An 866-nucleotide genomic window follows, 5' to 3' on the forward strand; every position below is an offset into this window, starting at 1 on the left:
GGCGTTGAGGGACCAGCGTTTTCCTATGGGGAGTTCCAGTTCGATGTTGGGCATGAGGGCGGCATCGAAGAGGAGGTTGGTTTTTAGGGCGAAGAGGGGGCGGGTGTGGGTTGCAATGCTTGTATTGTCTGTGATACTTGCATTGTCTGTAATACCTGTATTGTTTGTAATGCCTGTGAGAGGAGATTCTTCGCTTCGCTCTGAATGACGAATGTCTGTGATATTGGTATTATTTGTAGCATTGGCATTATTTGTAATGCCTGTATTGTCTGTAATACCTGCGAGAGGAGATTCTTCGCTTCGCTCTGAATGACGAATGTCTGTGATATTGGTATTATTTGTAGCATTGGTATTATTTGTAATGCCTGTATTGCCTGTATTGTCTGTAATACCTGTGAGAGGGGATTCTTCGCTTCGCTCTGAATGACAAGTGTCTGTAACACCTGCATTATCCGCTCCGCTTGTTCCGGTTGCTTCCGCTTTGTCTTTCCCTGTCATTCTGAGCGTAAGCGAAGAATCTCTTCCCTCTGCGTTCATATACAGGGTATCTCTTCTCTCTGCGCTTATAGGCAGAGAATCTCTTCCCTCTGCATTCATATACAGAGTATCTCTTCCTTCTGCATTCATATATACGGTACATATGGACGCGTTCCGCACTTGCGGCAATATCTGCCGTCTCAAGTACCCGTAGGGAATCCCCGCATTCAGTTTCTTCAAGAGGGCTTCTTTCCGGGATTCGGTGGCGTCCAGTTCGAGTATCTGCAATATCTCGTCCCGGCAGGGTAGTAGCGTGTCGTTGCCTATGGCTTCACGCAGGGCTTCCCAGCTCTCTGCCTGTGCGGAGGTGCGTATGCGGTGTTGCGGTA

General features: G+C 48.2%; 1 protein-coding gene. It reads right to left on the minus strand.

What is annotated here, in order from left to right:
• Window positions 1-852, minus strand: an 852-nt coding sequence (locus tag KG118_RS17555; RefSeq protein ID WP_394369747.1) for a DUF3575 domain-containing protein, incomplete at its 3' end; no start/stop codon positions are given.
• Window positions 853-866: the final 14 nt, after the last annotated feature.

The organism is Bacteroides propionicigenes, from assembly GCF_018390535.1.
Classification (GTDB): domain Bacteria; phylum Bacteroidota; class Bacteroidia; order Bacteroidales; family Bacteroidaceae; genus Bacteroides; species Bacteroides propionicigenes.